Source organism: Rhodoferax sp. GW821-FHT07G04 (assembly GCF_059418585.1).
Window position 1 is genome coordinate 1,706,342 of record NZ_JBWKQD010000002.1, and the last position, 25,257, is coordinate 1,731,598.

At 63.0% G+C, this 25,257-nt stretch carries 21 protein-coding genes; 8 read left to right on the forward strand and 13 right to left on the reverse strand.

From position 1 onward, the window contains the following. The first annotated feature begins 123 nt into the window (after positions 1–123). Positions 124–1,584 (forward strand): M20/M25/M40 family metallo-hydrolase, encoded by a 1,461-nt coding sequence (locus AC07OO_RS17165; protein ID WP_495083301.1) that lies wholly within the window; start codon positions 124–126, stop codon positions 1,582–1,584. 43 nt (positions 1,585–1,627) lie between these two features. Continuing rightward, on the forward strand, positions 1,628–2,470 hold the full coding sequence (locus AC07OO_RS17170; protein ID WP_495083302.1) for an alpha/beta hydrolase: 843 nt from the start codon (positions 1,628–1,630) through the stop codon (positions 2,468–2,470). A gap of 784 nt (positions 2,471–3,254) precedes the next feature. Here AC07OO_RS17170 and AC07OO_RS17175 read toward each other — a convergent pair. The 5 genes from AC07OO_RS17175 to AC07OO_RS17195 form a co-directional block, all read right to left on the reverse strand. Then, positions 3,255–4,433 carry an MFS transporter gene (locus AC07OO_RS17175; RefSeq protein WP_495083303.1) on the reverse strand — a complete coding sequence of 393 codons (1,179 nt, stop codon included), beginning with the start codon at positions 4,431–4,433 and terminating at the stop codon, positions 3,255–3,257. Between the two features lie 145 nt (positions 4,434–4,578). Then, on the reverse strand, positions 4,579–6,885 hold the full coding sequence (locus AC07OO_RS17180) for a DUF8754 domain-containing protein (protein ID WP_495083304.1): 2,307 nt from the start codon (positions 6,883–6,885) through the stop codon (positions 4,579–4,581). Between the two features lie 148 nt (positions 6,886–7,033). Next, complete coding sequence (locus tag AC07OO_RS17185) at positions 7,034–8,305, reverse strand: iron-containing alcohol dehydrogenase (protein ID WP_495083305.1); 1,272 nt, start codon at positions 8,303–8,305, stop codon at positions 7,034–7,036. Positions 8,306–8,541: 236 nt separating this feature from the next. After that, positions 8,542–9,297 carry a 16S rRNA (uracil(1498)-N(3))-methyltransferase gene (locus AC07OO_RS17190; RefSeq protein WP_495083306.1) on the reverse strand — a complete coding sequence of 252 codons (756 nt, stop codon included), beginning with the start codon at positions 9,295–9,297 and terminating at the stop codon, positions 8,542–8,544. Between the two features lie 65 nt (positions 9,298–9,362). Next, positions 9,363–10,481 (reverse strand): aminoglycoside phosphotransferase family protein, encoded by a 1,119-nt coding sequence (locus AC07OO_RS17195; protein WP_495083307.1) that lies wholly within the window; start codon positions 10,479–10,481, stop codon positions 9,363–9,365. Between the two features lie 79 nt (positions 10,482–10,560). Between AC07OO_RS17195 and AC07OO_RS17200 the strand changes: the two genes are divergently transcribed. Genes AC07OO_RS17200 through rsmA form a run of 3 tightly spaced genes read left to right on the forward strand, consistent with a single transcriptional unit; the run spans position 10,561 to position 15,214 of the window. Further along, positions 10,561–13,032, forward strand: coding sequence for an LPS-assembly protein LptD (locus AC07OO_RS17200; protein ID WP_495083372.1), 2,472 nt, complete (start codon positions 10,561–10,563; stop codon positions 13,030–13,032). A gap of 6 nt (positions 13,033–13,038) precedes the next feature. Next, positions 13,039–14,349 (forward strand): peptidylprolyl isomerase, encoded by a 1,311-nt coding sequence (locus AC07OO_RS17205; protein WP_495083308.1) that lies wholly within the window; start codon positions 13,039–13,041, stop codon positions 14,347–14,349. 43 nt (positions 14,350–14,392) lie between these two features. Further along, positions 14,393–15,214 carry a 16S rRNA (adenine(1518)-N(6)/adenine(1519)-N(6))-dimethyltransferase RsmA gene (gene rsmA / locus AC07OO_RS17210; protein ID WP_495083309.1) on the forward strand — a complete coding sequence of 274 codons (822 nt, stop codon included), beginning with the start codon at positions 14,393–14,395 and terminating at the stop codon, positions 15,212–15,214. A 269-nt stretch (positions 15,215–15,483) separates the two neighbouring features. Here the strand turns inward: rsmA and AC07OO_RS17215 are convergent, their stop codons facing one another. The 5 genes from AC07OO_RS17215 to AC07OO_RS17235 all read right to left on the reverse strand — a co-directional run bounded on the left by AC07OO_RS17215 (position 15,484) and on the right by AC07OO_RS17235 (position 19,911). Continuing rightward, positions 15,484–15,885, reverse strand: a complete 402-nt coding sequence (locus AC07OO_RS17215) for a barstar family protein (protein WP_495083310.1) — start codon at positions 15,883–15,885, stop codon at positions 15,484–15,486. Positions 15,886–15,919: 34 nt separating this feature from the next. Then, on the reverse strand, positions 15,920–16,315 hold the full coding sequence (locus AC07OO_RS17220) for a guanyl-specific ribonuclease (RefSeq protein WP_495083311.1): 396 nt from the start codon (positions 16,313–16,315) through the stop codon (positions 15,920–15,922). Between the two features lie 152 nt (positions 16,316–16,467). Then, entirely contained in the window at positions 16,468–18,819 is a 2,352-nt protein-coding gene (locus tag AC07OO_RS17225; RefSeq protein WP_495083312.1) for an NADP-dependent malic enzyme, read from the reverse strand. 170 nt (positions 18,820–18,989) lie between these two features. Further along, positions 18,990–19,658 carry a signal peptidase I gene (gene lepB / locus AC07OO_RS17230; RefSeq protein WP_495083313.1) on the reverse strand — a complete coding sequence of 223 codons (669 nt, stop codon included), beginning with the start codon at positions 19,656–19,658 and terminating at the stop codon, positions 18,990–18,992. A gap of 37 nt (positions 19,659–19,695) precedes the next feature. Next, positions 19,696–19,911, reverse strand: coding sequence for a hypothetical protein (locus AC07OO_RS17235; protein WP_495083314.1), 216 nt, complete (start codon positions 19,909–19,911; stop codon positions 19,696–19,698). Positions 19,912–20,296: 385 nt separating this feature from the next. Between AC07OO_RS17235 and AC07OO_RS17240 the strand changes: the two genes are divergently transcribed. Further along, positions 20,297–20,656: a PspC domain-containing protein gene (locus AC07OO_RS17240; protein WP_495083315.1), complete on the forward strand. Its 360-nt coding sequence runs from the start codon at positions 20,297–20,299 to the stop codon at positions 20,654–20,656. Here the strand turns inward: AC07OO_RS17240 and AC07OO_RS17245 are convergent. From AC07OO_RS17245 to AC07OO_RS17255, 3 genes are read right to left on the reverse strand one after another with little or no spacing between them, the layout of a single operon-like run. After that, complete coding sequence (locus tag AC07OO_RS17245) at positions 20,584–22,002, reverse strand: putative bifunctional diguanylate cyclase/phosphodiesterase (protein ID WP_495083316.1); 1,419 nt, start codon at positions 22,000–22,002, stop codon at positions 20,584–20,586. The two genes, AC07OO_RS17240 and AC07OO_RS17245, sit on opposite strands and share 73 nt — an antisense overlap. A 49-nt stretch (positions 22,003–22,051) precedes the next feature. Next, the gene (locus AC07OO_RS17250; protein WP_495083317.1) at positions 22,052–22,447 is read right to left on the reverse strand and encodes a DUF4345 domain-containing protein; all 396 of its coding nucleotides are present in this window, start codon (positions 22,445–22,447) and stop codon (positions 22,052–22,054) included. A gap of 28 nt (positions 22,448–22,475) precedes the next feature. Then, the gene (locus tag AC07OO_RS17255) at positions 22,476–22,901 is read right to left on the reverse strand and encodes an LIC_13387 family protein (protein ID WP_495083318.1); all 426 of its coding nucleotides are present in this window, start codon (positions 22,899–22,901) and stop codon (positions 22,476–22,478) included. Between the two features lie 82 nt (positions 22,902–22,983). Here AC07OO_RS17255 and AC07OO_RS17260 point away from each other — a divergent pair, with 82 nt between their 5' ends. Together AC07OO_RS17260 and AC07OO_RS17265 are read left to right on the forward strand one after the other, a co-directional pair. After that, positions 22,984–23,685, forward strand: coding sequence for a TetR/AcrR family transcriptional regulator (locus AC07OO_RS17260; protein WP_495083319.1), 702 nt, complete (start codon positions 22,984–22,986; stop codon positions 23,683–23,685). A 58-nt stretch (positions 23,686–23,743) separates the two neighbouring features. Beyond that, the gene (locus AC07OO_RS17265; protein ID WP_495083320.1) at positions 23,744–25,252 is read left to right on the forward strand and encodes a S10 family peptidase; all 1,509 of its coding nucleotides are present in this window, start codon (positions 23,744–23,746) and stop codon (positions 25,250–25,252) included. Positions 25,253–25,257 lie beyond the last annotated feature (5 nt).

Below are 25,257 nucleotides of genomic sequence, written 5' to 3' on the forward strand. Positions count from 1 at the left end.
GTCGCCACCACTGTAGCAAGCTTTCCAGGTGCGGGCGGCACCCGCAGCGCCTGGGCGCCAGTCGTGGCATGATGGCGGTTTGCCTGCCGAAACATGGCAGCCAATGAAGAAAAGGAGATTTGCATGAACGCCCGTATACCCCCCACCGTGCTCGATGCAGCCCACACCCTCAGCCAGGTCAGTGCGCTGTGGGACGCCGAGATTGTTCCCCAACTGCAGGACTACATCCGCATACCCGCCAAATCGCCGATGTTCGACGCGGCCTGGGAAGCCAATGGCTACCTCGACACCGTGGTGCGCAACACCGCCGCGTGGATCGAAGCCCAAAAGGTCAGCGGCCTGGTGCTCGAAGTGATCCGCCTGCCGGGCCGCACGCCGGTGCTGTTCTTTGAAGTGCCGGCCACCAAGGCCGACTCCACGCAGACCGTGCTGATGTACGGCCACCTGGACAAGCAACCCGAATTCTCTGGCTGGCGCAATGACCTGGGTCCCTGGACACCCAAGATCGATGACGGCAAGCTCTATGGTCGCGGCGGCGCGGACGATGGTTATGCCGCCTACGCTGCCATTGCCGCCATCCAGACGCTGAAGACCCAGAACGCGCCCCATCCCCGCATCGTGGGACTGATCGAAAGCTGCGAAGAAAGCGGCTCCTACGATTTGCTGCCCTATATCGATGCACTGAAGCCCCGCCTGGGCGATGTCGGCCTGGTGGTGTGCCTGGATTCGGGCGCCGGCAACTACGACCAGCTGTGGCTGACCAGCAGCCTGCGCGGCATGGCCAGCGGCGTGCTCAAGGTCGAAGTCTTGACCGAAGGCGTGCACTCGGGTGATGCCAGCGGCCTGGTGCCCTCGAGCTTCCGCATCATGCGCCAGGTGCTGGACCGTTTGGAAGACAGCGCCACCGGCCGCCTGCTGCCGGCCAGCTTCCACTGCGAAGTGCCGGCTGATCGCCTGAACCAGGCCAAGGCCACAGCCGCGATCCTGGGCGATGAAATCTACAAACGCTTCCCCTGGGCGCACTACGACTGCGGTGGTTCCACCCAGTTTGCATTGCCCACGACGACCGACCCACTGCAGGCCCTGCTGAACCGCACCTGGCTGCCCACGCTGAGCGTGACCGGTGCCGACGGCTTCCCCGAGATGAAAAACGCCGGCAATGTGCTGCGCCCCTACACCGCCTTCAAGCTGTCCCTGCGCCTGCCCCCGCTGGTGGAGGCCGCTACCGCCGTGCAAGAACTCAAGGCCTTGCTGGAAGACAACGCGCCCTACCAGGCCAAGGTCACTTTTGAAGGTCTGTCCAGCGCCACCGGCTGGAACGCGCCCAGCACCGCGCCGTGGTTTGAGACAGCCTTGAACGCGGCCTCGCAAACCCACTTCGGCGCGCCCTGTGGCTACATCGGCCAAGGCGGCACCATTCCGCTGATGAACATGCTGTCGGAAGGCTTCCCCTCCGCGCAGATGATGATCTGTGGCGTGCTAGGCCCCAAGAGCAATGCGCATGGCCCGAATGAGTTCCTGCACATCCCCTATGCCAAGAAGCTGACCGCGGCCGTGGCCCAGGTCATTGCACAGTTCCCATAAAAGACCTATCCACACCCCGGCCACCACTGCACCGCACCGACGCATGTCCACGGAATCCCGACTATCCACCTTCACCGCCACGGACGGCGACAACGTCATCGTGCAAGACTGGCCCATAGACACCACCGTCAAACTGCGCGGTGTGGTCATCGTCGTCCATGGCCTGGGTGAGCATGCCGGCCGCTACGACCACGTGGCGCGCCAGCTCAATGCCTGGGGCTTTGCGGTGCGGGGGTACGACCAGGTCGGCCATGGCGAGTCCAACGGCGCACGCGGTGGCCTGCCCACCGATACCCGCTTGCTGGACGACCTGGCCGACATCGTGGACAGCACCCGCGCCCGCATGCCCAAGAACATGCCCTTGATCCTGCTGGGCCACAGCATGGGCGGCCTGGTGGTAGGGCGCTTTGTGTCGCTGGCCATGCGCCCGGTGGAGGGGTTGGTCATGTCGTCCCCGGCCTTGGATGCCGGGATGAACGCCTTCCAGAAATTCTTGGTTTCAATATTGCCCAAAATCGCACCCAACCTGCGCGTGGGTAACGGCGTCAAACCCCAGTTCGTATCACACGACCCCGCTGTTGTGGCCGCCTACAAGGCCGATCCCCTGGTGCACGACCGCATCTCGGCCCGGCTGGCCCGCTTCATCGCCGAGGCCGGCCCCAAGACGCTGGAGGCCGCACCCCAATGGACCGTGCCGACACTGTTGATGTACGCCGGCGACGACCGTTTGCTGAACGCCGACGGCAGCCGTGCCTTTGCCGCGCTGGCCCCTCAGAACGTGGTCACCACGCAATGCTTTGACGATCTGTACCATGAGATCTTCAACGAAGTGGATGCCAAGCCAGTGTTTGGCGCGTTGAAGCGGTGGTTGGATCAGCGGTTCTGAGGCTTTTATACCCAATTTGGGGTTTGTTGCGAAGCGTCTGAAGCAAATTCGCATCTAGCCCTCGCCGGGGTTGAATAGTTTGCTATCAAATTTGATGCATTGCTATTGCCTTTGATGTCAGGACGCACTCGTGGGCAATTTTCTTCTGGTATCAGTGCTTTTGGCTGGCGCGAGCTTGTCGGGCTGCGCATATCCTCCTGCGAAGGATGGGCGTACTGGCGCCGACTTGGTGGGACCTATAGCAATCGGCACCGATAGGCAGCCTGTACTGGGTGGCTGCAGGAGTACTTTCATGTACTCCGGAACCTGTGATCTTATATTCACTGACCTTCACGGTCATCATATTGACGGTCATCGCGTTGCTCGTGACCTCGATCAAACCGCAAAGCAGATTGCGCCCCTTGCGGACTGGGCAAGTCGATCGCGTGAGCGCACATCGCTTCCCCCATATGAGTTTCATCTGCTGACCATCACGCCGGCAGTCGTGCTAGCAGTACCCACTTCGGCACCGCGTACGAGTTGCGGTTCCGTGTACGACAGTGGGTGCATTCAGGTTGGCGGACTGCCGTACTGGTACAGGGAGGTACCCCCAAATCGCGAGGGCTCCTTTTGGTATGTTGCGAACGGCGTGCGCCACTATCCGGTCGATGTGCGACCTGGAAGAGCGCAGATCGCAGTTGATGGCGTCGTCATAGACTTGGTTGCAGAGGGTGCTGGATGGGCTGTGCGGAGAACTAGGTGACATACCTGAGGTCGTTTAGCAGATTGATCGACGTGGCCGTCTTCAGGTCCCGCGCGGCCTACTCGCCAACCACACCAACGTCCCCGCCGTCAGCGCCACTGGCACCAGCGACCCCCAATTCAACAAACTCCAGCCCTGCGTAGTCACCAACGCACCCGATGCAAATGATGTAAACGCCATCACCGCAAACACAGAAAAATTGATGGCCGCCTGGGCTCGGTCTTTCTCCTCGGGGCGATACGCACTGAGCGCCAGCGTGGTGCTGCCGGTGAACACAAAATTCCAGCCTACGCCCAGCAGAAACAATGCGACTGTGAACTGGTGCAGTTCCACGCCCGACAGCGCGATGGCGATGCAGGCCAAGTTCAGCGCCACGCCCACACCCATCACGGGCAGCGTGCCAAAACGCTTGATCCAGCCGCCGGTAAAGAAGCCGGGGGCGAACATGCCGATGACATGCCACTCCAGCACAAAGGCCGCATCGTCAAACGACAGGCCACATTGCTGCATGGCCAGCGGGGTGGCGGCCATCAGCAGGTTCATGACGCCATAACCCAGTGCGGCACTGGCGCAGGCGACGATGAACACGGGCTGGCGCATGATGACGGATAGCGGCCGCCCACCGTCGTTACTACCGCCGCTTTGCCCGCTGGGCGCTGCGGCGTGGGGAGGAAAGCGGATAAAGGCCATCAATACCATCGCGACGATGGCCACCACGGCGAGCACGACATACGCGCCGGCAAAGGGCACGCCTAGCAGGCCACGCGTGCGTGCAGCCAGGTTGGGTCCAACGACTGCGCCAATCAGACCACCGGCTAGTACCAGGGACACGGCCCTTTCGCGTTGGGGTGCGGGCACCAGTTCGGCCGCGGCGAAGCGGTACAGCTGGCCGTTGGCGCTGTAGTAGCCCGCCACGACCGTGGCGCCCACCAAGAGCCAGAAGTTTTTATCCACCACGGCCCACGCGGCCACGCCGGCGGAGACTAGGGCCACCAGCAAACCGATCTGGAAAGAGATGCCGCGGCCAAAGCGGGATTGTGTATGGGCCACCAGGGGCGTGCTCAACGCGCCGCCGACTACATAGCCCATGACGGGCAGCGTGGCCATCCAACCAAAGGGGGCCAGGCTCAGACCCACCAGGCCATTGATGGCGATGAAGGCGACGTTGTTGGTGAGGAAGAGCCCTTGGCAAAGGGCTAGCAGGCAGAGGTTGCGGTTCATGGTGCGCCCAGTGTACGTGGCGCGCCACCATCATCATGCGCTACAGAGGGTGGACGTACAAACGCCTGTGGCAGCCCTATCGCAAGGGCCGGCACAGGCGTTGTGGTTGCTGCGGTCTACTTAGTAAGGCCGCTGCCTATTGGTGTCAGGCTGCGACTGCAGCCGCCGTTTTGCGCGGCGCTGCCTTCCTGGCCACGGCCTTCTTCGCGGTAGCGGGGGCAGTTGCAGCTTTCTTCGCCGGAGCCTTCTTCGCAGCGGTCTTGGTTACCGCAGCCTTCTTGGCGGGAGCGGGCGCCTTGGCGGTCACGGCCTTTTTAGCAGCGGCTTTCTTCGCCGCAGGAGCCTTCTTGGCTGCGGGCGCTTCAGCAGCAGCAGGGGCTGCTTTTGCAGCTTTGCCGCCGCTCTTGGCGGCCGCGCCATCTTTCCAGGTCAGCCGTGCCTTCTTGGCCAGGGTCACGACCTTGGCAATGGCTTCATCCGAGAACACGCCGTTGACGCCCGAGATGGCGGCCAGTTTCATGCCGTGCTTGAGGCCCAGCTTGTAGATTTCCTTGACCTTCTCCCACTCGGTGTCGCGGCCGACCGTGAACACTTCAAAGCGGCCTTCCAGCGCCAGCACGATCGTTTCGGCCAGGCAGGCGTAGACCACGTTGGGTGGCAGGCCGATGCTCTTCAAGCCCTTGACCTTGGTCGGCAAATCGATTTCACCGGACTCGATGACCAGCACGTCGGGGCGCTTGGCCACATCGCTTGCAGGCAGGTCCAGCGGGCGCGCCACGTCGGTGATGACGCAGCCGGGCTTGACGCGCATGATGTCCAGGATCTCCTTGCCGGCACCGGAGGTGGACGTGACGATCATGTCCATGTCGGCCAGCAGGTCGTTGTAGTCGATGGTCGTGAAGACCTTGGCGTCCGGCGTTTCCTTGAGGATGGAAGCCTTCAACTCGTCCAGCTTGGACAGCGTGCGGCCGGCCAGATACACCTCGTCAAACGACATGGCCAGCAGGCGCGCGCTGACCGAGCCGATGGAGCCGGAGGCACCGATCACCATGGTCTTGGCGGCCACCTTCTTGTTGTGGGTGTTGACCTTCAGCAGGCCCATGCGGCGCATGGCGTCGGCCGCGGCCCACAGCGCGCCCGATGCGGAGTAGCTGTTGCCGGTGGTGATGGGCAGGCTGGAGCGCCGTGCCACGGTCACGCCGGCATCGCCCACCACCTTGGTGAAGGCGCCCAGGCCCATGATCTGCGCGCCCATCTTCTCGGCGATCTTGGAGGCTTGCAGCAGACGGCGGTAGGTGAACTCGGGGCTGCGCGACAGCATTTCCTTGGGCGTGCCGCCCACGCTGATCAGCCAGCCTTCGGCCTCGGCGCCACTGGGCGAGACGATGTTGCTCATCTTGCAATACACCATGGGAGGCATATGGGCGGCAAAGGTCTCGACCTTGTCCATGACGAACTTGGGCGTGGACTTCGGAATCGGGAAGGCGTTGCGGATGTAGTTCTGGCTCAAGGGATGGATCACAAACGCAAAACGGCGGATGTTGCGGAATTTGCCGGTAGGGTGCAGCAGGCGCGGCTTGATGTCCAACTCGTTGAGGATTTCGTCGAAATCGTCGTCCGACACTTCCTCTTGTGGCTTCTCCAGCGTGGCCAGGATCATGGCCTCGATGGTGTTGATGCCCACCACTTCGGGGAACAGCTTGGGCGACACGTCGATGACCAGGTTGACCTTGCACTTGGTGAAGAAGGCCAGGCGTTCGTCGTCTACCGCCGAGGTGATGATGGTCTTGCCTTCCAGGTTGGTGGCATTGCTGACCGCCTTGAGCTCAGCAAACGTGCCGACGATGACGTGGGACTTGGCCACCACATCGGCGACCATCTTGTTCTTGAAGCCGGACATGGCTGCTTCCAGCAACTGGCCGGACTTGCCCTGCAGCATGTACTTGCTGCCCTTGGCATACAGCTCCAGCTGGTCCAGCGAGGTCAGCATCTTGGGCGCACCGGTCTGGAACAGCGCGTCGGCAAAGCTCAGGTTCTTGGTGTAGTCGGACATGGCCACGGCCATGTCGTAGTTGCGCATGCCCGAGAGGAACAGCACCAGGTTGTTGTTGAAGTAGTGGCCCAACTCCTTCTGCACGTAGCGCACGGCGCGCACCTGCAGCATGCGGCGCAGTGTGGCGCCGGTGGTCACCGGTACGCGAGTCACGACGTTGAGCAGGCGCTGGGTTTCCTTGTTGATGACGGTGCGCAGACCCACCTGGTAGTGGTCGGGGATCTCACCCAGGCCAATGGCGTCGGCCGTGGCCTGCTGGCGGCGCATCAGTTCCCAGGCCTTGCCCGTGTCTTGGTCCGCGCCCATGCGGCGCACCGAGAAGGATTGGCCCAAGAACTGGGTCTTGAATTCGAAATCCTGCTTGGAGGAACCCAGTGTCACTGTTACTACTTTTTTCATCAACCGCTCCTCTTACGTTACAAATGTTGCCACCACGCTCCGCCGCTACGCGGGTCGCTGCCCCCCAAGGGGGCCGTGTTTGGCAAAACCCCAAGTCCACACCTTGGGGCGGCCCGGCGGTGAAACCTGGGCCGTCACGCCATTCACTTCAACCTACTGCCTTCTTGCTCTTCTTCGCAGGTGCTGCTGCAGCGGCTTTGGCCGCCTTGGGCGGCAGCGCCTTGCGGATCAGATCTTCACACACTTCCTGCGACATATAGCGCGGCACGGGGTAGCCAGTATGCGCCTCCCAGCAGGCGGCCTTGGCCAGCGCGGGGATGTCGGACTCTTTCAGCGCTGCCAGGAAGGTGGGGATGCCCAGGTCGGCATTCAACTGGTCCACCGCGTCCAGGAATTTCTGCGCCAGCTCGTCTTTGTCTTCGTCTTCGGTGCCGACCTTGGCGGCCACGGCCAGCAGGGCCAGGCGGTCGACGATGGCGGGGTGTGAATATTTCAGCACCAGCGGCAGCATGATGGCGTTGGCCAGGCCGTGGGGCGTGTGGTACAGGCCACCAAACTGGTGGGCGATGGCGTGCACATAGCCCACGTTGGCACGCGTGAACGCAAAGCCGGCATAGGTGGAGGCCAGCGACATCTTTTCGCGCGCTTCCAGATTGGTGCCGTTGGTGTAGGCGGTGCGCAGGTTCTCAAAGATCAGGCCGACGGCCGACAGCGCCATGCCATCCGAATAGGCTGTGGTCCAGTTGCCGACAAACGCCTCAATGGCGTGGGTCAGCGCGTCGATGCCTGTGGCGGCGGTGATGTGGGGTGGCAGGCCGGTCATCAGCGATGGGTCCAGCGCGGCCATCTTGGGCACCATGCGTGGGTCGACGATGACTAACTTCTTGTGGTTGACGGGGTCGGAAATAACCGCAGCGACCGTTACCTCTGAACCGGTTCCTGCCGTCGTAGGCACGGCATAGATCTTGACCGGGGAGCGCAGGCCCTTCAGGTAGCCGGCCAACTGGTTCAATTGCTTGCCCGGGTTGGAGGCGGCCACGGCAATCGCTTTGGAGGCGTCCATCGACGATCCGCCGCCAAAGGCGACGATGGCGTCGCAGCCCTGGTCCTTGTAGAAGTCGATGCCTTTTTGCACCAGCGGGATGGGGGCATCGGGCGTGATCTCGTCAAACACCACGAACTGTGCGCCACCGGCGGTCAGTGCATCGGTCAGCGTGTTCAGCAGGCCCAGCTTGGAGATGATGCTGTCGGTGACGATAAGGATCTTGCGGTGGCCAAAGCCGGCAATGGCCTGGCCCAGACGACCGCTGGAGCCGGGGCCCACGAGCAATGTGGGTTGGGGGATGGGAATGAAGCGGGTCAGCAGACCTGCACCCTTCATCAGGGCGCCCAGACCTGTGGCTCGAACGGAGTTGCGCATAGCTTCGGGTATCAAGAAAGGTCTCCTCGCAAATTGGCCAAAGGCGTCACTGTAGTATGCCCATGCATGCAAGAGTTGGGGCGCCAACCTAGACGCGTACAAACCCTGATGGTCCGGTCTGGTTGTTGTTGTTTCTAGCGGGGCGGGGTCTGGGCGCCAGAGCGTTCTGCTCCGTGTCCCCCGGCCTTCGGCCTCCTCCTTTTACCTGCGCAGAACGCTCTGGCGCCCAGACCCCTTTAGGCGAGCAAGCGGGCCAATGCGGTGAGCGCGGCCGTCTCGGCGCGCAGGACTCGCGGACCTAGGCTGACCGGCGCGAAGTCTTTGGCCTGGGCTGCGGCTTCTTCGCTGGCCGATAGACCGCCCTCGGGGCCGGATAAAAACACGGTTGGCCGCTCTTGAAGAGTGGTGGCGGCCAGGGGTTTGGAGCCATCGGCCAGTGACAGCAGGCAGCGTACATCGTCGCCCGCTGCGGGCAGTGATTGCAGCCATGCGGCCAGCGTTTGCACGCTATGCACCAGGGGCACGCGGTTGCCACCGCATTGCTCGCAGGCCGACACGGCCACGCTTTGCCAGTGGGCGATCTTCTTGTCCGCCCGCTCGCCGGAGAGGCGCAGCACGCTGCGCTCGGTCATCAGTGGCTGGATACTGGCCACGCCCAGTTCGGTGGCCTTTTCCACCAGCCAGTCCATGCGGTCATTGGCTGGCATGCCGACGGCCAGGTGCACGGTGGCGCCAGCCTCGCGCTCAACGGCGCTGTGGGCGCCCACGCGGACCTGCACGTCGCTGCGGCCCATGTGGGTGATGGTGGCGTCAAACTCGCCGCCCAGGCTGGCCCATGCGTCGGCTTCGGCCAGCGCGCCATGCCGGCCATTGAACAGCGTGATGCGGTCCCCGGGCTGCAGGCGCAGCACCTGCACATGGCGAGCGGCGCCGGCCGGCAGGTCCAGCAGCGCGTCACTCAGCAGGGGGGTCGGGCAGTAGAAGCGGGGCATGTAAAAGCGCTATTGATTTGGGAGCTATACACGTATATTCCACGAGGGCCACCGGCCAATTTGGCTTAAGCCCTGCCGAAGGAATAAGCGGTAGGCACCTCAAGTCCCTCAATGCGCTCCACCAGGCGCAGCAGGGGCTTGAGCTCCATGTAGCGTGAGCAGGTGGCGCGAATGTAGGCGATGAAGCGTGGCGTGTCAGCCAGGTAGGCGGGCTTGCCGTCGCGCAGCGTCAGGCGGGCAAACAGGCCGGCGATCTTCAGGTGGCGCTGCAGACCCATCCACTCCACGCCCTTGTAAAACTCGCCAAAGTCATCCCCCACCGGCAGGCCGGCCTTGCGGGCCTTTTCCCAGTAGCGGATGGTCACGTCCAGGCAAAAGTCTTCTTCCCAGCTCAGAAAGGCGTCGCGCATCAGGCTGGCGATGTCGTAGGTGATGGGGCCGTAGACGGCGTCCTGAAAGTCGAGAACACCCAGGCGGGTTGCTGAAGGTTTGCCGGATGTGGGCGTTGTATCCACTGGAGCCATCAGGTTGCGGGGCATGAAATCCCGGTGCATGAAGACCATAGGCCAGGACAGAGCCTTGTCCGCGATGGCGGCAAAGGACTTCTCCAGCACCTGGCGCTGCGCGGCATCCAGTGTGTATTTGCGGTGCTCGGTGATGTACCACTGGGGGAAAAGCTCCAGCTCGCGCATCACAAAAGCGCGATCGTAGGGGGGCAGCACGCCCTCGCGGGATGCCAATTGCCACTGCACCAGGGTCTCTACCGCGTCCAGGTACAGGCCCAGCGGTGGCGGGGCTTCGGGCTGGATCACGTCCTTCATCGTGTGCGTGCCCAGGTCGGTCAGCAGCATGAAGCCATTGGTGGCGTCCCAGGCCAGGACCTGGGGCACAGTCAGCCCGATCTGGGCCATCAATTCGGCCACCTGCACGAAAGGCTTGCAGTCGCCCTTGTCGGGTGGCGCGTCCATGATGATGCGGCTACCACCACCTGCGGCGCTGCTGTCCACCCGCAGGTAGCGGCGGAAGCTGGCGTCGGCCGAGGCCAGCCGCAGCGTGGTGGCATCGAGCTGGTGCAGGCCCTGCAGGCTGGCCAGCCAGGTCTCAAACAGGGCCTGGCGGGCGGTATCGGTCCACAAGGGGTTTTGGGGTGTGGCCAAAGGCGAGGGGCTGGGGGTTGGGCTCATGGATAATCCATTCTACAAAGAAGCCCCCAAAGAACACCGCTCGTGACGCCTCGCTGCGCAGAACCCCATTCCCTTGTCCATGCCCGCCCCCTGCTCCCCGCGTGAAGCCATACGCGACGATCTGAGCCCGTGCCTGTCCGCGCGGCCACGCTTTGCGCTGTCGCAAGTGGTGGTGTTGGTCGGAATGGCCTGCGCCAGCTGGGCTGCGCAGGCGCAGGCGCCGGCGGCGGGTGCAGTTGCCGACGCCGACAGCACCCAGCTCAAGTCCAGCCCCATGCTGGAGGAGCAATTGCCGCCCAATCAGGCCAAGCAGGTGCCGATCTTTGTAGAGGGCGACCGCATGACCGGCCGGCCCGACCTCGAGACCGTCATCGAAGGCAATGTGGTGCTGCGCAAGGCGGGCACCGTCATCCAGGCCGACCGCATGGAGTACGACCAGCCCAGCGACCAGGCCAAGGCCGAGGGCCATGTGCGCATCAACCGCAAGGGCGATGTGTTTGAAGGCCCCAAGCTGGAGCTCAAGGTCGAGGCTTTTGAGGGTTCCTTCGATGAGCCCCGCTACCGCTTCCTGAAAAACCAGGGCCAGGGCCAGGCCGACCGCGCCGAATTTATCGACGAGAGCCATACCGTCATCTACAACGCCAGCTACACCACCTGCCGGCGCAAGCCCGGCCCGGACTGGCTGCCCGACTGGATCATGCGGGCCGCCCGCATCAGCCTGGATACGGACGAGGACATCGGCGTCGCCCAGGGCGCGGTGTTGAGCTTCAAGGGCGTGCCCATCCTGCCGGTGCCGGCCATCAGCTTCCCGCTGTCCGACAAGCGCAAGTCCGGCCTGCTGCCGCCCACCGTGGGTTGGGGCACCGACAATGGCCTGGAACTGACCCAGCCCTACTACTGGAATATTGCGCCCAACCGCGACGCCACCATCACGCCGATGTTGATGACACGCCGTGGCCTGGATGTCGGCGCCGAGTTCCGCTACCTGGAGCCCAGCTACAGCGGCATTGTCCGCGCCAACTACATGCCTGGCGACAAGCTGACCAATACCGACCGCTGGGGCTATTCCTACCTGCACCAGGGCACGCTGGCCACACCCGTGGGCGCCGTCAGTCTGGCGGCCAATGTCAACCGCGTCAGCGACGATAACTACTGGCGCGACTTCACCGGTACCAGCACGATCGCCGATGCCAATGCCATCGCCAACACCAGCGCCGCCGTCGGTGTGGCCACCACCCAGCGCCTGCTGCCCTCGGGTCTGACGGCCACGTGGGGACTGGGCGCCTTCTCCAGCAGCCTGCGCCTGCTGAAGTGGCAAACCCTGCAGGACGTGACCGCGCCCATCGTGCCCCCCTACGACCGCGTGCCGCAGGTGACGGCGCGTTACGCGCTGACCAATGTGCACGGCATCGATTGGTCTATCGATGGCGACTTCACGCAGTTCGATGCCGACAAGCTGCGCACGCTGCAGCCCAATGCCCAGCGTGCCGTGGCCCTGCTGCAGGTCAGCCGGCCCTGGCTGGCCCCGGCCGGATTCGTGACGCCCAAGTTGCAATTGCATGCCACTGGCTACCAGTTCGACAGTCTGCTGGCGAATGGCTCGCAGACGGCGGACAGCGTGGTGCCCACTTTCAGCCTGGACAGCGGCCTGGTGTTCGAGCGCGACACCCAGCTGTTTGGCCGCAAGCTGGTGCAGACACTGGAGCCACGGGCCTTCTACGTCTACACGCCTTACCGCAACCAGAGTGCCCAGCCCAATTACGACACGGCCACCAACGACTTCAATTTTGCGACCATCTTCACCGAAAACGCCTTCGTCGGGCACGACAAGATCTCCGACAACAACCTGCTGACACTGGGCCTGACCACCCGCTTCCTGGACGCGGATACTGGCGGCCAGCTGGCCCGCTTCGGTGTCGCGCAGCGCCTGCGCTTTGACGACCAGAAGGTGACCCTGAACCCGACCGACGCACCGGCGCAGGCCGGCTTCAGCGATGTGATGCTGGGTGCGTCGGTCAATGTGCAGGACAACTGGGCGCTGGATTCCACGGTGCAGTACAACGCCAAGACCGACCAGTCCGTCCGTTCCACCGTGGGTGCCCGCTATAACCCCGGCAACTACCGGGTGCTGAACGCGGCCTACCGTTTCCAGCGCGATGTCAGCGAGCAACTGGACTTGAGTTGGCAGTGGCCGCTGAACAATCTGTGGGGTGACAAGGGCCAGGAGCTGGGCGCCGGCCGGGGCCAGGGCGAAGGCCGCTACTACAGCGTGGGGCGGCTTAACTACAGCCTTAACGAGCGGCGCCTGGTCGACACCGTTTTGGGTGTCGAGTACGATGCGGGCTGCTGGCTGGCGCGGGTCGTGCTGGAGCGGGTGCAAACCAGCAGTTCCACGGCGACAGGTCGCGTGATGTTCCAATTGGAGTTTGTCGGCTTTACCCGGCTGGGCGTGGGCGGCAACCCCATACAGGCCCTGACCCAGAACATCTCGCGCTACCAGAATTTGCGTGATGCAGGCGGCACGAACAGCCGCTTTAGTAACTACGATTGAGAGACCATGAATTTTCGAATTTGGGCTGCAGCCCCCGTCATTGGTATTGTGTGTAGCGTAGGGGCGGTTGGTGCACAAGCACAGGCCGCTCGGCAAGCCGACTACATTGTGGCCGTTGTGAACTCCGAGCCCATCACCAACAGCGAAGTTCGTACCGCCGTTCAGCGTATCACCAACGAAATGGCGCAGCAGCGCCAGAACCCGCCGCCGCCGGAGGAATTGCGCCGCCGGGTGCTGGAGCGCCTGATCAATGAGAAGGCGCAACTGCAGGTTGCTTATGACATCGGCATCCGGGTTGACGACTCCATCGTCGACCAGTCCGAGCAGGCCGTGGCGCGCCAGAACCAGATCGACGTGCCCGAGCTGCGAGCCCGCGTGCAGCGCGACGGCATCTCCATCAGCCAGTTCCGCAAGCAGTTGCGCGACCAGGTCATGCTGGCCCGTTTGCATGAACAGCAGGTCGACACCCGCATCCGCATCACCGAGGCCGACATCGACAACGCGCTGGCCGAACAAGGCGGCGCATCGGACCCCGGGGCGCAGGAAGTCAACCTGGGCCACCTGCTGATCGCGGTGTCGGAAAAAGCCACGGCGGATCAGGTGGCTGCCTTGTCGGCGCAAGCCCAAAAGGTGCTGGCCCGTATCCGTGCTGGTGAAGACTTCAATACCCTGGTGCAAGAGGTGTCGGCGGCCGACCGCAGCAATGGTGGCCAGATGGGCCTGCGCCGTGCGGACCGCTATCCACCGGCGTTCGTCAATGCGACGCAAAGCCTGGCAGTGGGTGAGGTGTCTGACATCGTGCGTACCAATGCCGGCTTTCACATATTGAAGGTGGTGGAGCGCAAGGCCGCGGCCGCACCGTCCATGGCGGTGGTGCAAAGCCATGCGCGCCACATCCTGCTGCGCGCCAGCCCCGAGTTGACGCAGGCGGCTGCCGTTGCCAAGCTGGCCGACTTCAAGAAGCGCATTGAGAGCAAGACCGCCACCTTTGCGGCCCTAGCCCGCGAGTTTTCGCAAGACGGCAGCAACACCCAGGGCGGTGACCTGGGTTGGGTCGGCCCCGGCGCCTTTGTGCCGGAGTTTGAAGAAGCCATGAACCGCCTGGCTGAAGGCCAAGTCAGCCCACCGGTGGTGTCGCGTTTTGGCGTGCACCTGATCGAGCTGCTGGAACGCCGCCGGGTGGAGATGAAGCCCCAGGAGGTGCGCGACGCCATCCGCAACCAGTTGCGTGCCGGCCGCTACGACACCACGTTCGCGACCTGGGCCAAGGAAGTCCGGTCCAATGCCTTCGTGGAAATGCGCGAGCCACCACAGTAAATATGACCCTCAGGCTCCACCGCCGCCCGGGTCGGGGCATCGCATGAAACATATTGCACGCAAACGCTTCGGTCAGCACTTTTTGACCGATGGCGGCATCATCGATGCCATCGTGCAGGCCATCGCGCCCAAACCGGGCCAGCGTGTCGTAGAAATCGGCCCCGGCCTCGCGGCACTGACCCAGCCTTTGGTGGAGCGCCTGGGCCATCTGACGGTCATTGAACTGGACCGCGACCTGGCGGTGCGCCTGCGTGCCCATGGCCAGCTCACCGTCATCGAGTCCGATGTGCTGAAAGTGGACTTTGCCCTCGTGCAATCTAGTTGGGATGCTACTAATTCAGTAGCAAACGCGGACGCATCGGCTTCTGCTGCTCCCAGCAAGCTGCGGGTCGTGGGCAACCTCCCCTACAACATCTCAACGCCGATACTGTTCCACCTGCTGGACGCCGTGGATGCGATTGAAGACCAGCACTTCATGCTGCAAAAAGAGGTCATTGACCGCATGGTGGCCGAGCCCGCGACCGCCGCTTATGGCCGCCTCAGCGTGATGCTGCAGTGGCGCTATGCGATGGAGAACGTGTTGTTCGTGCCGCCCGAAAGTTTCGATCCCCCGCCGCGGGTCAACAGTGCCGTCGTGCGCATGCTGCCGCTGGAACATCCACCAACCGTGGAAGTGAAGCTGCTCAGCGAGCTGGTGCAGGTAGCCTTCAGTCAGCGCCGCAAGATCCTGCGCCATACGCTGGGCCGCTGGCTCGACGAACAAGGTTTTGGTGGCACATTTGACGTGCAACGCCGCGCCGAAGAAGTGCCCGTGGCCGATTATGTGGCCCTGGTGCAGCACCCCAGCTTGGCACTGCCGGCGTAAAAAAAGCCACGTTCCAAGAGGAAGTGGCTTTATTCAAGGCGCGACGCGCCTCAGACGGGATTACCTTTACGCTGCCGCGAGCCAGTATCCGGAGTTGAAGGGGCTGCTCATGCGCAGCGCCAACGGGGATACGTCCAACAACTTGTCGGTCGGCATTTTTTCGCCGGTTTCGTTAGCGACCTCGATACCTGCAAGGGATGTTGCGGGTTGAGCGATGGTGCTGTTTGCCTCATTCGCCCGTTCTGCTTGGCTGGTTTGTGCAGAACGGGCTACAGAAAAGAATAGAAGCACCGGAAGGGGATTTTCCGGTCCCCCCAATAGTCTGCCGTGTCGCGGAAGATGTCGAGCAGTTGCTCGCGGGCTTCCTTGTCAAACTTGGCGTTGGCGGGGATGTGCTCCAGCACGGCGATAAAGCCGGGCTGTGGGCCGGACTTGTGAACCGGGTCGGTCATGCTGTCGTACAGCGCGTCGAAATTCTTGCCCACGTGTGCCGGCAACTTGAACTGTTGGCCAATCATGTCCAGCACGTCTTGTTTGGTCTGTGCTTCGGCCAAGTTGGCATACAGGAAGTGGTGGCCTAAGCCTTGCGCAGCTTCCTGCAAATCGGGCACCCTAAAGGCCCGAATCGATTGAACGATATTCGTTCTGACTGTTCGAAGTGGCATATCCATTCCCGCTTCACTTTCTTAAAGGTACAAATTCGCTTCAGGGCACGATCTTGCGAAAGCTCGCATAGTGATCGGCCGTGTAATAACAGGCATCCGGTGCAGTGGCTTGGCCTCCACACACAATTCGACGGGCACCCCGGTCGCGTGATCGGGGCGTTTTAACGGTGTATTCGTGGTAGTAGCCGCGCTTTGCGGCGGGTAGCACCCGCTCGCGGTTGCCAAAAACCACACCGTCTTTTCCAAACGGAAAAGGCCCACCCTGGTGTATCAGCTGGTAGGTTTCGATACCTTGCGGAGGTAATTGGTTCAATGCAACCGTGGTTGTCGTTGCATCGATGGAATGTGTTTCCTTGGCTTGAACAGCCCCCCAAGCCCCGGTTAGCACCAGCAAAAAGCTGGTCAACACTAACTTAGCAATACCTCTGCGCACCATGAAACCTCTCAGGCGACTCCGGGTAAACCCGAAAAATCCAAGACGAGGAGTGTCGCGTATTCCGCCCAAAAAAGCAAGACCTTGCCTAAAAATTAAGCAAAGATTCTGTAAAATTTTGTGCTGTTAGTGTGTACAAACTTACGTGAAAAGCCTCAGCGGATAGCGTTTGCATCGGCCACGGTCAGAGCCGTCATATTTACGATGCGGCGCACCGTGGTGCTGGCAGTGAGTACATGCACCGGTTTGGCGGCACCCAGCAGCACGGGCCCAATGGCAATATTGCCACCGGCGGCCGTCTTCAGCAGGTTGTAGGCGATATTGGCCGCGTCAATATTGGGCAGGACCAGCAGATTGGCGTCGCCATGCAGCGTGCTGTTGGGCATCAGAACCTTGCGGGCGGCACCGTCCAGCGCCACATCGCCGTGCATTTCGCCGTCGACTTCCAGCCAGGGTGCCTGCTGCTGCAACAGGCGCAGGGTCTCGCGCATCTTCAGCGCGCTGGGCTCGTTGCTGCTGCCGAAGCTGGAGTGGCTTAGCAGCGCAGCCTTGGGTTTGAAGCCAAAGCGGCGCATTTCCTCGGCGGCCATGATGGTGATCTTGGCCAGCTGCGGCGCGGTGGGGTCGTAGTTGACGTGGGTGTCGACCAGGAAAACCTGGCGTCCGGGCAGCATCAGGCCATTCATGCAGGCGTAGACGTCCAGGCTGGGGTCAGTTCCCTGCGCCGGGCGTTTGCCAATGACTTGGTCGATGTATTGCAGGTGCACCGCGGTGGTGCCCCAGGTGCCGCAAATCATGCCATCCACATCGCCTTTGTGCAGCAGCATGGAGCCGATCAGCGTCAGGCGCCGGCGCATCTCGATCTTGGCCATCTGGGCCGTCACGCCCTTGCGTTCGGTCATCTGGTGGTAGGTCTGCCAGAAGTCGCGGTAGCGGTGGTCCTGCTCCACATTGACGACGTTGTAGTCCACGCCCTCTTTCAGGCGCAGGCCGAATTTCTCCACCCGCTCGGCGATGACCGTGGGGCGGCCGATCAGCGTGGGCAGCGCGATGCCTTCGTCCACGACGATTTGCGCGGCACGCAGGATGCGCTCTTCCTCGCCTTCGGCAAAGGCCACGCGTTTTTTGAGTGCCTTCTTGGCGGCGGTGAAGATGGGCTTCATCGTCGTGCCCGACGCATAGACAAAGCTTTGCAGCCGCTCGCGGTAGGCATCCAGGTCCTTGATCGGGCGCAGCGCCACGCCGCTGTCGGCGGCGGCCTGGGCCACGGCCGGCGCGATCTTCATCATCAGGCGCGGATCAAAGGGCTTGGGGATCAGGTACTCGGGGCCAAAGGCCAACTGCTCGCCGGCGTAGGCCATGGCCACGACCTCGCTTTGCTCGGCCTGTGCCAGGTCGGCAATGGCATGCACCGCGGCGATTTCCATCTCTACGGTGATCGTGGAGGCCCCTGCATCCAGCGCACCGCGGAAGATGTAGGGAAAGCACAGCACGTTATTGACCTGGTTGGGGTAGTCGGTGCGGCCCGTGGCCATGATGGCATCGTCGCGCACGGCCTTCACGTCTTCCGGCAGGATCTCGGGTGTGGGGTTGGCCAGCGCCAGTATCAGTGGCTTGGCCGCCATGGACTTGACCATATCGGCCTTGAGCACGCCGCCGGCGGACAGGCCCAGGAAGATGTCGGCGCCGGCGATGGCCTCGCGCAGTGTGCGCTGCTCTGTCTTTTGGGCGAACTGGGCCTTGTCCTCGTCCATCAGTTCGGTACGGCCTTCGTAGACCAGACCGGCCAGGTCGGTGACCCAGATGTTCTCGCGCGGGATGCCCAGCTTGACCAACAGGCCCAGGCAGGCCAGCGCCGCGGCACCGGCACCCGAGGTGACCAGCTTGACGGTCTTGGGGTCTTTGCCGACGATCTTCAAGCCATTCAAAATGGCCGCGCCCACGCAGATGGCCGTGCCGTGCTGGTCGTCGTGGAAGACCGGGATCTTCATGCGTTCGCGCAGCTTGCGCTCTACGTAAAAGCAGTCGGGCGCCTTGATGTCTTCGAGGTTGATGCCACCGAACGTGGGCTCCAGCGCAGCAATGATGTCCACCAGCTTGTCCAGATCGTGCTTCTCGTCGATCTCCAGGTCAAACACGTCGATGCCCGCAAACTTTTTGAACAGCACGCCCTTGCCTTCCATGACCGGCTTGGAGGCCAGCGGGCCGATGTCGCCCAGGCCCAGCACGGCCGTGCCATTGCTGATGACGGCGACCAGGTTGCCGCGGCTGGTGTACTTGAAGGCGTTATTGGGGTCTTTGACGATCTCTTCGCAGGGCGCGGCGACACCGGGAGAGTAGGCCAGGGCCAGATCATGCTGGTTCAGCAACTGCTTGGTGGCGCTGACGGCGACCTTCCCCGGGATTGGAAACTCGTGGTACTCCAGGGCGGCCTGGCGCAACTGCGCGCCTTTTTCCGCAGAATTGGAGACCGGTGGCTTAGGGGAAATCGGCGTCTGAATTGGCATCTTGCATCCTCTGCGGCGCCTGTCCGTGCGAAGAAGGCGCATGGCCCGGTGCCCTGTTATGGGCCTTGCATTGTAGACCTGGGCTTCGTGGGTGGATCATGGCCACCACCCGTATTTGCCACAGTTCAATGCGGAAAATGCATGAGCTGATACCGGGGTGGCCGGCTAACTCATTCGATGCGTTGCCCGGTGCGCTCCAGGCGGGGCAGCCAGTCGCCCTTGATGGCGGCGGACAGCACGATGTGGTGCGCCTTGCCGATCAGCAGGTGCCGGGGCACGAAGCCGATGTAACGCGAGTCGGCGCTGTTGTCGCGGTTGTCGCCAAGGAAGAAATAGTGGTCCTTGGGTACAACCAGAGGGCCGAAGTTGCGCCGTGCACCCACGTCGGGCAGGAACTGCACAGTGCGTTCGCTGCCCGCCAGGCGCTCACGGATCTGCAGCGCGGTTGTGCTGGCGCCGCTCTCGAGGGGCTCGGGGCGTGTGCTGGGTTCGCTGTACTCCGCGACGACGCCATTGATGGTCAGCACTTCGTTGCGCATCTCGACAACATCACCCGGCAGTGCCACCAGGCGCTTGATCAGGCGGGTGCCATCGGTGGGCGAACTGAAGGTGATGACGTCGCCACGCACGGGGTTGCCCACGCTGACCAGGGACACATCGCTGAGCGGCAGCTTGAAGTCATAGGCCACGCGGTTCACCAGCACCACATCGCCTTCCAGAATGTTGGGGCGCATGGAGCCGGTGGGCACCGGGTTCCAGTCGGCAATCGCCAAGCGGAAGAAGCCAAAGCACAACAAGAACGCGATGAAGCCGCGGTTCTGTTTCAGAAAGTCGCGCATGCGGTGTGCTCCTGTGGATCGGCTGTTGGGTCGCTGCTTAGGCGCGGCGGCTGGTAATGACCACGCGCTCCAGCTTGATCGTGGGCGTTGCGGCATTCGTCTTGGCCATTTGGTTGGCCGCGGGGCTGGTGTGGCCGTTGCTGGCAAGCTGGTCAAAGCCCATCAGCATGCTGCCGTGCAAAACGGCAAAAGCCGTGGCGGCGATGGCAAAGGCGCTAAGGCTGAAACGGTTGCTGCGTGTGAAGTTCGTCATGGTGTTCTCCGGTTGCTTGTCTGTGTGGCTGGGTGGTCTTTGGGACCCGATGGACGAACTGTAGAAGTGGCGACCTGCCTACGCCAGCGCGTTGCGATGGACTGCGCCAGCGCGCGAAGAACGGTCGAATTCGCGCGGCAGGCTGGGTTCGTCGCCAGCTCCGCCTCCGCACTCCCCGGTCGTTTTGGGGGCATTGCGGTCCATCTCGGCGCTTTCGAATTCCATGCGGCGCAAACTGCGCTTGGTCGCATGCAGCTGGAATGCGAGGCCCGGGCTACCTATTCTTGACCCATCCGAGGCTTCAGCCCACCGCAGCCTGGATCATGGACCCCTTGGGGTCTGTGTAGCCAAGGTGGGCATGGAATCAACAACTGAGGATGTCACTATGAGTAGCTTGGCCCAAGAACTGGAAAACCTGGAACAAATGCGCAACCGCGGTGCGCTGAGCGAGGCCGAATTTGCGCAGGCCAAGGCATGCCTGCTGCAAGGTACACCCACCGCCGCAGCTCCCCGGTCCGGCATCACGGCGCTCAATGGCCTGCACCGCTCCCGCAGTGACCAATGGCTGGGCGGCGTCTGCGGCGGCCTGGCCCAATGGACCGGCATGGATGCCTGGCTGTGGCGCTTGCTGTTTGCGCTGATGCTGATCTGCGCCGGCACCGGCCTGCTGTTCTATGCGCTGATGTGGATTCTGGTGCCGCTGGAACCCGACACCTTTCGCATGCCGGCAACGGGCAGCTCCTGAACGGGCACGGTACCGGTGGCCGCCACATAGGCCTCAAAAGCCTCGGCCGGCACCGGCTTGCTGAACAGATAGCCCTGGAACAGGTGGCAGCCGTTCTGCACCAGGAATTGCTGCTGCCCCACTGTTTCGACCCCCTCGGCAATGACCGCGAAGTGCAGGCTGTCACCCAGGCCTATGACCATGCGGGCAATGGCCGCGTCGTTGCTGTCGGTCAGGATATCGCGCACAAAGGACTGGTCGATTTTCAACTGGTCCAGCGGCAGGCGCTTGAGGTAGTTCAGCGACGAATAGCCGGTGCCGAAATCGTCCAGCGAGAAGCCCACGCCCAGCGCCTTGAGCTGCTCCATCTTGGCAATGATGTCATCCATGTCGTGCACCAACGAGCTTTCGGTCACCTCCAGTTTCAGGCGGCTGGGCTGCACGCCGGTGCGCTCAATGACCGACTGCACCTGCTGCACAAAATCGGCCTGGCGGAACTGGCGCACGCTGACATTCACGGCCAGCGTCAGCCCGTCGAGACCTGGCTTGCGCGACCAGTCCACCAGCTGCGAACAGGCCATGCCCAGCACCCAGGCCCCCAGCGGCAGGATCAGGCCGGTCTGCTCTGCCAGCGGAATGAACTCATCGGGCGGCACCAGCCCCAGCTTGGGATGGCGCCAGCGCAGCAAGGCCTCGGCCCCTACCACCTGGCCTTGCGACGTGACCTGGGGCTGGTAGGTCAGGAAAAACTCGCCGCGCATGATGCCCTTGCGCAGCGCCACCTCCATCGCCGAATGCTCGGCCAGATCCGACACCATGACATGGACCAGCGCATAGATGCCCAGCGCCGAAAACAGGTTGTTGACCCAGGTGCCGCCGACGCGCACGCTCTCGGGCACCGTGTAGCCAATGTCAATGCCCGCAGGCCAACTGGCCAGCACCACAAAGCCGAGGCAGCAGATGCCAGTAATGCTGTAGCGCATGACGACGGTGTCGTCGCGCAAGAACACCAGGGAGGCGATCGCCAGCACCAGCAAAAAGTTGTGGATGGAGCGTGGCGCCTGCGGGGTGGCAATGTCCAGCACCAGGCAAAAGACGCAGATGACCAGGAACGCACTGCTGAGCAGCACAAAGAAAGCCATACGTGTGCGCTTGTAGTGGGTCAGCACCGCCACCACGCTGCCTGCGCCCAGCATGACCAGATCCACCGCCACGATGGGCCAGGCCCCTTGGGTGGCAAAGAAGATGGCCCAGCCAATGCCCAGTACGATGAGCAAGCTCGCGCCTATCCACAGCGTCATGCGCACGCGCTGGCGGTGCAGCTCGCGGCGTGGCGATCGGTGCGGTGTATCGGGCGGGGTGTGCATGGGCGGGCGGCCTGGATCGGCCACAGGCTAATGCCAGCCCCGCCCAGCGTCAACTGTTGTTTTGTACGACGCGGTGCTGCCAATAGACAAAAAGCGGTGCGCCCAGCACCTCCAGGGCCGTGAAGGCAACGAAGGGCACCAGGGGTTGGCCCACTTGCAACAGGGACAACAAGCGGCCCAGTCCGCCGATGAAGATCATCAGCCACAGGGCGCGAAACAGCGCTGTCTGTTCGGTGATGCGCGGCACCAGCCACCAGTTCGCCAGCCCCAAGCCCAGCCACACACCGGCTAGAAAGCGCAGATTGCTGTCCAGCGTGGCGTCCGCCGGCAGATGCAGGCCGGCGTACAGCGGGTCGTGCAGGCCCATCATCTGCACAACACCGGTGGCCACCGGCACCGTGCCCATCAAGGCACTCACCACTTGCAGTGTGCGTTTGTTGTTCATGGCTCGATTCCTTGGCGTGGGGGGTGCATCAATTGGCAAGAAGCCACAGGCCCAGGCCCGTGGCGTACAAGGCATTGGCGACGGCGATACCCCGCAGCGGCACGCTGAACCAGTAGCGCTTGGCCAACGCCAGGTAAGCCAGCAGCATGGCCATGCCCAGCCCCATCAGGAACGCCGATTGCTGCAACATCGCCCAGTGGAGCAGCGCCAGATAACTCCACACCAGCGCGAACAGCAGCGCACCCAGACTGTGGCTGGCGTGGAAACCTTTGGCGGCGCGGGCCATTGTGGTCTGGCGCGAAATGATGGGTGACACCGCCCGCAAGGCCTCGGCCACGGTTGCGTCCCGCGGATCAAAACGATTGCCCGTGAACGTGAACAGCAGGTGCAAGGCGCCCAGCAGGCCCAATATGGCGGCACTGGCGACGATGAAACCGGGGGCGTACAACAGCATGGGAGGCTCCTGAGCAATCTTTACAACAGAAAGATGTGAGTAGATTGTTGCATGATAATCTTTCTCATGTCAAGATAAGGCCATGCCTGCCTCCAAAAACCGTGCTGTACCAACCCCCGCCAAACGCGCAGCGCGCAAGACCCCGACTCCACCACCCAAGACTTATCACCACGGCAACCTGCGCGAATCCCTGCTGTTGGCGGCTGAGACCCTGCTGGCCGAGCGCGGCGTGCACGGCACCACGCTGCGCGATGTGGCCAAGGCGGCCGGCGTGTCCCACGCCGCGCCGTACCACCACTTCCCCAGCCTCAACGACCTGCTGGCCGCCGTAGCAGAGCGGGGTTTCACCGCACTGGGTGACGCCATGCAAGAGGCCAGCCGCACGCCCGATACCCATGAGCGTCTGTTGCAGATCGGCCAGGCCTATGTGCGCTGCGCGCGCGCGCAACCGGCACGCTTTCGGCTGATGTTTGCACCCCAACTGACCCAGGCCGCAAGCTATCCGGCCTTGCAGGCGGCATCGCACCGCGCCTTTGGCCTGCTGATGGCAGCGGCCTGCGCACACGATGCGGCCAACGGCCCCGAGCTGGCGCTGTGCGGCTGGAGCCTGTCCCATGGCGTGAGCCATTTGTTGATCGACGGTGCCTTCGACGACTTGCCTGGGCCCACGCCCGATACGGAAGTGTTGATACGCCAGTTGACCCTGCGGGCCTTGGGGCCTGCGCTGTCGGGTGGCCAAAGCGCACAAAAAGCCACCAAGCCCCGCGCGGCGAAGAAAGCCTGAGCCACTCCCTTAGACTGCGCCTTGCAATTCAAACCTATACCAGGAGGCATGGCGCAGCATGGTGGACACCAACAACGACAAAACCCTTTCCGACAACGACGAGAAAAAACGCCAACGTGAGCGCGTGGAACGCCTGCTGCTGCAGCCAGCGCAGACCAGTACCGGCAGCGTGACTTTGGCGGGCGGCAAAACGCTGCACTACAGCGCCAACGTGGGCTTTGTACCCATCGTTGCTCATATGTCCGACAGTCACCAGGGCGAGCCCGATGCCGCCTTGTTCCTGACCAGCTACACGCTGCAGCACAAGGGCGTGGCCCCCAAGCCTGCGGATCGCCCCATCCTCTTTGCTTTCAATGGTGGCCCCGGCTCGGCCTCGGTCTGGCTGCACCTGGGCGCCTTGGGGCCCAAGCGCGTGCATATCAACGACGACGGCAGCATGCCGCCCCCGCCCTACAACGTGGAGGACAACCCCCACACCTGGTTTGAACACTTTGACCTGGTGTTTGTGGACCCGCCGCACACCGGCTATTCGCTGACCGCCAGCGAGGCGGCACGCAAGAAGATGCTCAGCGTCGATGGCGACGTGGAGGCCTTGGCCGAATGCATACGCGTACACCTGGGCCGCACGCAGCGCTGGGGCTCGCCCATCTACCTGGCCGGCGAGAGCTACGGCACCACGCGCGGCGCAGCCCTGGCCGACAAACTGCTGGACATGGGCATCGCGCTGGCGGGTGTCATTCTGGTGAGCTGCGCCATGGACATCCAGACGCTGGAGTTTGAAGGCAAAAACGACCTGGCCCACGCCCTCTTTGTGCCCGGCTTTGCCGCTGCCGCCCAGTACCACGGCAAGCTCAAGGGCCCGCTGGGCGAGTCGGGCGCCCAGGCCCGGGCCGCGGCCGAGGCCTTTGTGCAGACCGACTACCTGGCCGCACTGCACCAGGGCGCGCGCCTGGCGCCGGTGCAGCGCAGTCGCATTGCCAAACGCCTGGCCGAGCTGACGGGCTTGCGAACCGACGTCATCGAGGACAACGACCTGCGCATCTCCGACCAATTGTTCTTCAGCGAGCTGCTGCGCGACCAGGGCCGCATGGTTGGCCGGCTGGAGGCCCGTGTCACCGGCCCCATGGGTGCCCGCAAATCGCGCACCTGGGAGTTTGACCCCGGCATGGAAGCCATCGTCGGCCCCTACACCATGGCCAGCAACGTTTACATGCGCGAGCAACTGGGTGTGCAGACCGACCAGCGCTACGAGATTTTGTCCATGGACGTCAACAAATCCTGGAACTGGTTGCAGGGTGAATCCAAGGGCAACAGCTATACCAGCACCAGCGGCGCGCTGGCGCGGGCGCTGCGGCGCAACCCGCATCTGCGCGTCCTGGTGGCCAGCGGTTATTACGACCTGGGTACGCCCTACTCGGCCAGCGACTATTCCTTGGCCCGCATGGATGTGCCGCCCGAGGTCATGGCCCGCATCACGCACCGCTACTACGATGCCGGTCACATGATGTACACGCGCACCGAGGATTTGAAGAAGTTGAAGGCGGACTTGAAGGTTTGGTTGGGTTAGAAGAA